Source organism: Shewanella sp. 11B5 (assembly GCF_002836795.1).
Classification (GTDB): Bacteria; Pseudomonadota; Gammaproteobacteria; order Enterobacterales; family Shewanellaceae; genus Shewanella; species Shewanella frigidimarina.
The window spans coordinates 1-8,596 of sequence record NZ_PJAP01000352.1 but is presented as its reverse complement, the minus strand read 5'-3'; the positions used below and the strand labels follow the sequence as shown (position 1 = coordinate 8,596).

At 42.2% G+C, this 8,596-nt stretch carries 7 protein-coding genes; 5 read left to right on the top strand and 2 right to left on the bottom strand.

Features of this window, described 5'->3' with window-relative positions; all coding sequences use genetic code 11:
- Nucleotides 1-463 precede the first annotated feature (463 nt).
- The 5 genes from CXF78_RS07615 to CXF78_RS07595 all read left to right on the top strand — a co-directional run bounded on the left by CXF78_RS07615 (nucleotide 464) and on the right by CXF78_RS07595 (nucleotide 7,008).
- Entirely contained in the window at nucleotides 464-892 is a 429-nt protein-coding gene (locus CXF78_RS07615; protein WP_011636544.1) for a YqaA family protein, read from the top strand.
- A 66-nt stretch (nucleotides 893-958) separates the two neighbouring features.
- Complete coding sequence (locus tag CXF78_RS07610; RefSeq protein WP_180957085.1) at nucleotides 959-3,802, top strand: M16 family metallopeptidase; 2,844 nt, start codon at nucleotides 959-961, stop codon at nucleotides 3,800-3,802.
- Nucleotides 3,803-4,129: 327 nt separating this feature from the next.
- Nucleotides 4,130-5,767 carry a glutamate--cysteine ligase gene (gene gshA / locus CXF78_RS07605; RefSeq protein ID WP_257984865.1) on the top strand — a complete coding sequence of 546 codons (1,638 nt, stop codon included), beginning with the start codon at nucleotides 4,130-4,132 and terminating at the stop codon, nucleotides 5,765-5,767.
- 2 nt (nucleotides 5,768-5,769) lie between these two features.
- Complete coding sequence (locus tag CXF78_RS07600) at nucleotides 5,770-6,204, top strand: hypothetical protein (RefSeq protein WP_011636547.1); 435 nt, start codon at nucleotides 5,770-5,772, stop codon at nucleotides 6,202-6,204.
- Between the two features lie 186 nt (nucleotides 6,205-6,390).
- Nucleotides 6,391-7,008 carry a transglycosylase SLT domain-containing protein gene (locus CXF78_RS07595; RefSeq protein WP_102036430.1) on the top strand — a complete coding sequence of 206 codons (618 nt, stop codon included), beginning with the start codon at nucleotides 6,391-6,393 and terminating at the stop codon, nucleotides 7,006-7,008.
- 248 nt (nucleotides 7,009-7,256) lie between these two features.
- Here CXF78_RS07595 and purK read toward each other — a convergent pair whose 3' ends face one another.
- Together purK and CXF78_RS07585 are read right to left on the bottom strand one after the other, a co-directional pair.
- On the bottom strand, nucleotides 7,257-8,339 hold the full coding sequence (gene purK, locus CXF78_RS07590; protein WP_102036429.1) for a 5-(carboxyamino)imidazole ribonucleotide synthase: 1,083 nt from the start codon (nucleotides 8,337-8,339) through the stop codon (nucleotides 7,257-7,259).
- Nucleotides 8,339-8,596: AIR carboxylase family protein (locus tag CXF78_RS07585; RefSeq protein ID WP_180957084.1), on the bottom strand; the 258-nt coding region annotated here is incomplete at its 5' end. The genes CXF78_RS07585 and purK, both read right to left, overlap by 1 nt.

Below are 8,596 nucleotides of genomic sequence, written 5' to 3'. Positions count from 1 at the left end.
AAACCCTACAATGGCGATGTGTTGCGGTATTTCGGTTTAGTTTCTTATGGCTATGCGTGGTATTTACGCTAAATAATGCCTTAATAAACCCGCTGAGGTTAATAAATATTAATCGCATTGTATGAAGTGAGCGAATGACAAACAACGTTATTTTATTATAACTTATATGAATAACTGAGTTTGTTATTATAACTTTAAGTTTTTTTACTATTTATTAACGAATTCGCGCTGTTGTTGCTCAATTTTTGTATATTGAGTTGGGGTAACCTTGCATATTTACGTAACAATGAACTGTATCGGGATTATGTCTAAGTTGCGATTGAGATAGTCGTGAGTGGTCTTTAGGGGTTACCGCGTTCAATATCTTCATATTGTGCTGTGCAGATATTCATTGTGAAGGTACGATAAAAATAAAATGAATAGTCATTGGAATGAATATGCTAGTGCACATTAAGATCTATCGATGACGAGTTTATGGCTAATGTTCAGCGGCGCCTTTTTGGCTGCAACACTGTTGCCTGGCGGCTCAGAAGTGTTACTGGTGGCATTACTTAATCAAACGCCATCTTTATGGTTCGAATTATTGATACTGGCCACTATTGGTAATACGCTTGGTGCGATAACCAGTTATGGTCTTGGTCGAGCAGGGCGGTTAGCCAAAAATCCACAAGATATTCAACGTCGACAATACCGCTATGCACTCGCATGGATAGAAAAATATGGTATGTGGGCCCTATTATTATCTTGGTTACCGATAATCGGTGATTTGCTATGTTTACTGGCTGGATGGTTAAAAATACCTATCTTACCAGCCTCATTATTTATGTTTATGGGTAAATTATTACGTTATAGCGTCATTGTATTGCTGATGACGTATACGTTTGAGTATTGATACCGCGTTGCTCTTGCAACGATGGTTATTTTTGTTTTAAGGAAGGAGTCGATTTTGAAACTAAATTTGAATAAATGGATGTTAGCAGCGGCCATCAGTGCTGTATTAAGTGGTTGCGCCTATGACGCGTATCAGTCGTCGAGTTTGCCCCAAGGTGTTACCTTAATTGAAACCGCGGCCCCGACAGAAAATCAAGTTAGCATTCCTTATAAAAAATATCAGTTAGCCAACGGCTTAACCGTGATTTTGCATCAAGATAAGTCAGATCCATTAGCTCATGTCGATGTGACCTATCATGTCGGTTCAGCCCGTGAATTAGCCGGTCGCAGTGGCTTTGCACATTTATTTGAACACATGATGTTCCAAGGCTCACAACACGTTGGTGATGAACAGCATTTTAAAGTGGTTACTGAAGCGGGCGGAACATTAAACGGCACCACCAATACCGACAGAACCAATTATTTTGAAACCGTGCCAAGTAATCAATTAGAGAAGATGCTCTGGTTAGAATCTGACCGCATGGGCTTTTTACTGCCCGCCCTCACGAGCGAAAAATTCGAAGTACAACGTGAAACCGTTAAAAATGAACGTGCACAACGGATTGATAACCGTCCTTATGGCCGTTTAAATGAACGTTTTAACCAAGCGTTTTATCCAGCGGGTCACCCGTATTCTTGGCCTGTTATTGGCTGGCCAGATGATTTAGATCGCGCCACAGTTGCTGATGTGAAACATTTTTTTCAACGTTGGTATGGGCCTAATAATGCGACCTTAACCATTGGTGGCGACTTTGATGAGATCCAAACGTTAGCATGGGTAAATAAATACTTTGGTGAAATTCCAGCAGGGCCTACGGTTAAGCCTGAAGCTAAAACCATGGTGACATTGGATAAAACCCGTTATATATCGATGGAAGACAAAGTACATTTGCCATTAATATACATGGGATTCCCCACTGTTTACGCGCAACACAAAGACGAAGCCGCACTCGATCTACTCGCTAATATTCTCGGTGGCGGTAAAACATCACTTATCTATAAAAATTTGGTCAAAGATGGTTATGCAGTCCAAGCTGCAGTCAGCCATCCATGCCAAGAGCTTACTTGTCAGTTATCACTTTACGCTGTCGCTAACCCGAGTAAAGGCGGCAGTCTTGCTGATCTTGAAAGCAAAATTAATGAAACTATCAGTGAGTTTGAACAACGTGGCGTAACCGACGATGACTTGCAAAAAGTCAAAGTGCAGTTCGAAGCCAGCACTATTTTTGGTATGCAAAGTGTCGCTGGAAAAGTCTCGACACTTGCCGCTAACCAAACCTTTTTTGGTAAACCTGACATGGTGGCTGCTGATTTAGCTCGTTATGCTAACGTCACCAAAGCCGATGTAATGCGGGTATTTAATACCTACATTAAAAATAAGCCAATGGTGGTAATGAGTATTGTGCCAGAAGGGCAAACACAATTAATCGCCCACGCGGATAATTTTGAACCGACTACTTTGCCTATTGCGCAAGAAGCGGTAACGGGATTAACCGATATCACTTTCGCCAAATCTTCATTTGATCGCAATAAAACCCCAGCATCAGCCGCGGCGCCGATACTCACAGTGCCGCAATTATGGGACAGTAAGCTGGCAAATGGCATTAAAGTGATGGGCACTGAAAGTGACGAAACGCCAACTGTCGAACTGCTTATTTATTTGGATGGCGGCCATCGTTTAACCCTAATTAACAAGGCGGGTCTTGCTGAGTTAACTGCATCAATGCTCAATGAGTCGAGCGAGCAACGCAGCAGTGAAGATTTGGCTGGGGCGCTTGATATGTTGGGTTCATCGATTAGTTTTGGCGCCAGTGATTCACAAAGTTACCTTAAAGTGTCGAGTTTAACGGCAAACTTAGATGCCACGCTTGCCATCGTTAAAGAGCGTTTGTTTAGTCCCGGTTTTGTTGCTGCAGATTTTGAACGAGTTAAACAACAGCAGTTGCAAGGTTTGCAACATCAAATGTCCGATGCTAACTATCTAGCCCGTAGTGGTTTTTCTGCCTTGTTATATGGCAACAATAGCCCATTAGGGGTCAGCAGTGATGGTACGATTAAATCAATATCAGCATTAACGCTAGATGACGTGAAGCAATTTTACCAACAGCAATACCGTGCAGGTAATGCTCAGATGGTCGTGGTGTCTGACTTAAATCAACAACAAATAATGCCTAAGTTGTCGATGTTTAATGAATGGCAAGGTGAGGCGACTCAAGTTGCAGCGCTGCCTGCATTACCAACACACCTTAAAAACACCATTTATTTGATTGATAAACCCGGTGCAGCACAGTCGGTGATTAATATCGGCCAAGTGTCGTTACCCTATGATGCAACAGGTGATTATTTTAAAGCTTATCTGATGAACTACCCATTAGGGGATGCTTTTAATAGTCGTATTAATCTTAATCTACGTGAAGATAAAGGTTACACCTATGGTGCGCGCACTCAGTTTGGTGGCGCTGAAGATACCGGTCAGTTTATGGCGTATGCTAGCGTAAGAAGCGATGTAACAGGGTTAGCAGTAGCTGAGTTTGTTAACGAAATTAACGCTTACCAAGCATCTGGTATGACTGACGAAGAAAGTGCCTTTATGCGCAGTTCTATTGCGCAGAGCCAAGCATTAGAATACGAAACCCCGTATCAAAAAGCCGGTTTTTTAAGAATGATCCAACGTTATCAGCTCGATAAAGGTTTTACGGCTAAGCAAGACAAAATTGTGAAAAACATTTCAACCGAAGAGTTAAACAAACTTGCCAGTAAATTATTAAATATCAATGACATGGTGATGCTGGTGGTGGGTGATAAAACCACAGTTGTACCGCAGTTAACAGCGCTGGGGTATCAGATTGAAATGATGACACTTGCCGACTAGTTGAACACTTGCTACTACTAGGGTTAACACTAGCCTTGAAATAAGCTAATGTTAGCCTCATATACATGAGATGTGTCCATAGCTCAATCTGTTGTAAACATAGATTGAGCTAAATTATGTGCTTTAATCGTAATACCATACGTTGTTGGTTATTTTGGCAAATAAAAGATAATGTTTGAGGCTCAATCAACGGTGACAACTTGTGTTGCCGTTTTTTAATTTAACACCCATAAACACGCTAATTATACTGAGTTACATTTTTTTTCGCGTTTTCAGTAATAATCTCGTTTATTATCAGGTCTAGCTGTTTACTCGCAATGCGAATCCATAAAAGAGAGTAGTAAATTGAAGTCTTTCAATGAAAAAGTCGAACACTTAAGCGACACTCAAGGCCGTGAGGCTTTATTGGGCATGTTACGTGGTATTGAACGTGAAGCATTGCGTATTGATGAAAACGGCCATTTAGCACAAGACGGACACCCAGAAGCGCTCGGTTCTGCTCTGACCCATTCGCGCATTACCACTGATTACAGCGAAGCCTTATTAGAATTTATTACGCCAGTGAGTCATAGTATTGATGATTTGCTCGAAGGGTTAACGCAAACCCACGCTTACAGTGTGCGTAACCTTAACGGTCAAAAATTGTGGCCTGTCAGCATGCCATGTTACGTAGGTGAAGTCAGTGATATCCCTGTAGCACGATATGGCAGCTCAAATAACGGTAAAATGAAAACCTTATATCGTAAAGGGTTAACCCATCGTTATGGTGCATTAATGCAGATCATTTCTGGGGTTCATTTTAACTTTTCGGTGTCGCAAGATTTATGGCAACGTTTGTATGATGACAAGATGACCAATGGTGCCGCTTGTTGCAGTAAAAATATTAGCTTTGAAGACTTTATCTCAGAATCTTATTTTGGATTGATCCGTAACTACCGTCGTTTAGTGTGGGTGTTACCGTATTTGTTTGGGTCAACGCCGGCATTATGTAGTTCATTTATAAAAGATCAAGACGTCGATTTCGAATTTAAAAAAACCGGTAAAGGGACCTTATACCTTCCTTATGCAACTTCATTGCGCATGAGTGATTTAGGCTATACCAACAAAGAACAAGACACGCTTAATATTAGCTACAACTCATTGCCTGACTACCTTGAAGGCGTCGGCGCAGCAATTAAAATGCCATCTAAAAAGTTTGAAAAGATTGGTATTAATGTCGACGGTGAATTCCGCCAACTCAATAGTAATATTTTGCAGATTGAAAATGAATTTTATGCACCAATCCGTGCAAAACGTGTCACCCAAAAGGGCGAGAAACCTTCACAAGCGTTAGCACGTGCAGGCGTTGAGTACATTGAAGTACGTGCCTTAGACGTTAATCCATTTAGCCCAGTAGGGATAGATGCAACTCAAGTGCGTTTTCTTGATCTATTTTTATTGTACTGCTTATTGTCGCCATCTGAGGATACTGATGCCGTCGGCGACTCAGAGATTGCCGCTAACTTGAAAGCCGTAGTATTAGAAGGTCGTAAACCTGGACTTGAATTACAACGCAACGGGAAGACCATTAGCCTAACGCAATGGATGCACGAGTTATTTGGGCAATTAAACACAATTGCGAAACTACTCGATGGTGATGATAGCCATGCTTACCAAACAGCCTTAAGTACGTGGTCTGAAGCTATCGATGATCCAGATAAAACGTTATCGGGCCGGGTGATAAACGAAGTTGTGGTTAAAGGCACCGACCATAGCGTGTGGGTTAAACAACTGGCAAATGATTATCATGAATTTTTAAGCCATTACCCATTAAGCGATGAAGTCGAACAAGGCTATGAAAACGAAGCTAAAAAGTCTTTGCTTGAGCAGCACAGTTTAGAAGCTCAACCACAAGATAATTTTGCGACGTTCCTCGCTCATTATTTTAGTGATGTTGTTACAGCAGGCACTTTCGAGGCGAAGTAATCATGCAAGTTTATTCATCTTGGCGAGCACTGCTTGTTGCGGTTGTGGCATTAGCTTTACATGGCTGTGCTTCATCGCCAGATGAAATGGTAGAGTGCGGTACTGTATCGAGTTATTTAGCGCCCGATAACAGTGCCAACTTATACCGTGTCGTGGTCACTCACTTGGATGGCGTTGCCGTTATTTCAAGGCCCAATTACCTATTATCGCCAGGCGAGCATGCATTTACAGTGGCAGAGCTGATTAACTCACCAGAATTAAAAGTGTCATTATCAGCCCGTAAAGTGAAAGTGTTTACTGTCAATGTTGAGCTCGATCAGCGCTATCATATTGCCGCTCAATTCAATACCGATAAAATCTATATTGGCCAAAATCAGGGCTACTGGCAGCCAATTATTTGGCAAACAGAATCTCATCAATGTGAAATGAAACGTTAATACCCACTCCATCAATTATGTGCCCAATCAGGGTCACTCAGTCTTTTCAGTTTGAGGCGCATTGTTGAAAGAATGCCTGTTCCTGTATAAAACAATGCAACAAAAAATGTAAGGATAATTGCATTGATTTTTAATTGATGTAAAACTGAGTCCAGAATCAATATCTTAGGTACTGGTAGAGGTGTTATGAAGTTTTTTTTAGGTGTCGTTAGCGCAATTGCATTACTGTCATTAGCGGGTTGTGCCACCTCGCCTCCGAAAGAGCCTGATAATCTGTGTTCGATTTTTAAAGAACACCGTTCTTGGTATGAAGCCGCAGTAGACACCCGTGAAAAATGGGGCGTACCAGTACATGTTCCTTTAGCGATGATGTATCAAGAAAGTTCCTTCAAACATAATGCCGCACCACCTATGGAATACTTTTTAGGTTTTATCCCCACTGGACGAGCCAGCGATGCCTATGGCTACGCACAAGCTAAAACCATGACGTGGGACGACTACGTTCGCGAAACCGGTAATAGTTGGTCTAGCCGCAGTGATTTTGATGATGCGATGGACTTTATGGGCTGGTTTATTTACAAAACCCATAAAATTAATGGTGTGTCTAAGTGGGATGCTAAAAACCAATACTTAAATTATCACGAAGGTTGGGGCGGTTATAAACGTGGCAGCTATAAAGCCAAAAAATGGTTAACGCCTGTAGCCAATAAAGTCGACAAACGTTCAAAACGCTACGCTGCGCAGTATCATCAATGCAAAGAAGATTTAGATTCGTCGTGGTTATGGCGAGTATTTTTTGATTAAGTCAGAGTGACTTTGTGTAGCGGCTTACTGATGACGGTGAACAATGATTAGCGTTTTAAGTGAAATTCCTAGCTATTCAATCACAAGAAAGAATTCAATCACCAAATTTAATCACCAAAAATCAATAACAAAAAAGGAGCCTAGGCTCCTTTTTTCGTGTGTCTTTAGGTAAAGCCCTAAGAAACAGATTTGATGACTTGTTTAATTGATTTTACAAACTAATTAAACCCGCTTGTTTAACCAAGCTATTAAGCAAACTCTGCCAAAATCCAATCTAATGGTGCTTGATATTGTTGTGGCATCCACACTTTTAAGTGGCTAATGCTGTCATCTAACATCGCTTTATTATGCACAGACAGGTTCAAGTGACCGACTTTACGACCAACACGAACGTCTTTATTGTACCAAAACAGTTCGGCATTTGGCAGGCTTAACCAGCGGTCGTCTTTATCGACACCAATTAGGTTAACCATCACACATTGGAAATTAACCTGTGGTTGATGCAAAGGTAAATTACATAATGCACGCAAGTGCAGTTCAAACTGGTTAATGTGGCAACCCGCTTGAGTCCAGTGGCCAGAATTATGTACCCGCGGCGCTAACTCATTGACCATTAAGTGTTCGCCAACACGGAAACATTCCATTGCCATCACACCCACGTATTCAAGGGCATGCATCACCTTGCTCAACATGTCTTCTGCTTCAGCTTGCAAAGGCGCTAAGCGGCTTAATGGCGCGATAGAGGCCATTAAAATACCGTCTTGATGCAGGTTAAGTGTCAGTGGATAAAATAAACAGCGGCCATCCTGGGTGCGCACGCCGACTAGTGACACTTCTTCATCAAAGTTAATCGCTTGTTCTGCAATGGCTTCATTACGCCAATCGGCAGGGATGGTTGTTGCTTCTGCCTGCTTAAGCCAATGTTGGCCTTTACCGTCATAACCACCAGTGCGGCGTTTTAATAATACCCGTTCACCATAAGCCTGATGTAGCGCCTCTGTGCTGGTATTATCATCAACTAATTGCCATGGAGATGTGGCGACGGCTAATTCATCGAGCAGACTTTTTTGGCTAAAACGATCCGCTAAACGACCAAATACAGGGCCATTGATAAAATGTGGATGTTGGCTGAGTTGTAAACTTAACTGCGACTCAGGCCATTGCTCGCGTTCAGCGGTAATGATGTCGTCAGCTTCTAGCGGTAATTGTGCATCTGATGGCGTCATAATATCGACTGGGCGCACATTAATGCCTAACGGTTGGCCAGCATGACTGAGCATGGCGCCTAATTGACCGTCACCCAATACCCATAGATTTTTTGGCAACGTCATTAGTCTTCTCTCGGATCTGGATTATCAAGGATCGAGCGAGTCTGCTCATCACGAAATGCTTCTAAACGCTCAGCTAAAGCGGCATCGGTAAGCGCCAAAATTTGGCTAGCAAGTAAACCTGCGTTAAACGCACCAGCCGTACCGATAGCCAAGGTGCCAACGGCAATCCCTTTAGGCATTTGTACAATAGACAATAGACTGTCCATGCCAGATAGCGCCTTGCTTTGTACTGGGACTCCCAATACTGGCAAACGCGT

Coding starts and splice junctions, on each gene's coding strand:
- purK (WP_102036429.1), bottom strand. CDS start 8,339: ATGACGTTGCCAAAAAATCTATGGGTATTGGGTGACGGTCAATTAGGC.
- CXF78_RS07600 (WP_011636547.1), top strand. CDS start 5,770: ATGCAAGTTTATTCATCTTGGCGAGCACTGCTTGTTGCGGTTGTGGCA.
- CXF78_RS07615 (WP_011636544.1), top strand. CDS start 464: ATGACGAGTTTATGGCTAATGTTCAGCGGCGCCTTTTTGGCTGCAACA.
- CXF78_RS07595 (WP_102036430.1), top strand. CDS start 6,391: ATGAAGTTTTTTTTAGGTGTCGTTAGCGCAATTGCATTACTGTCATTA.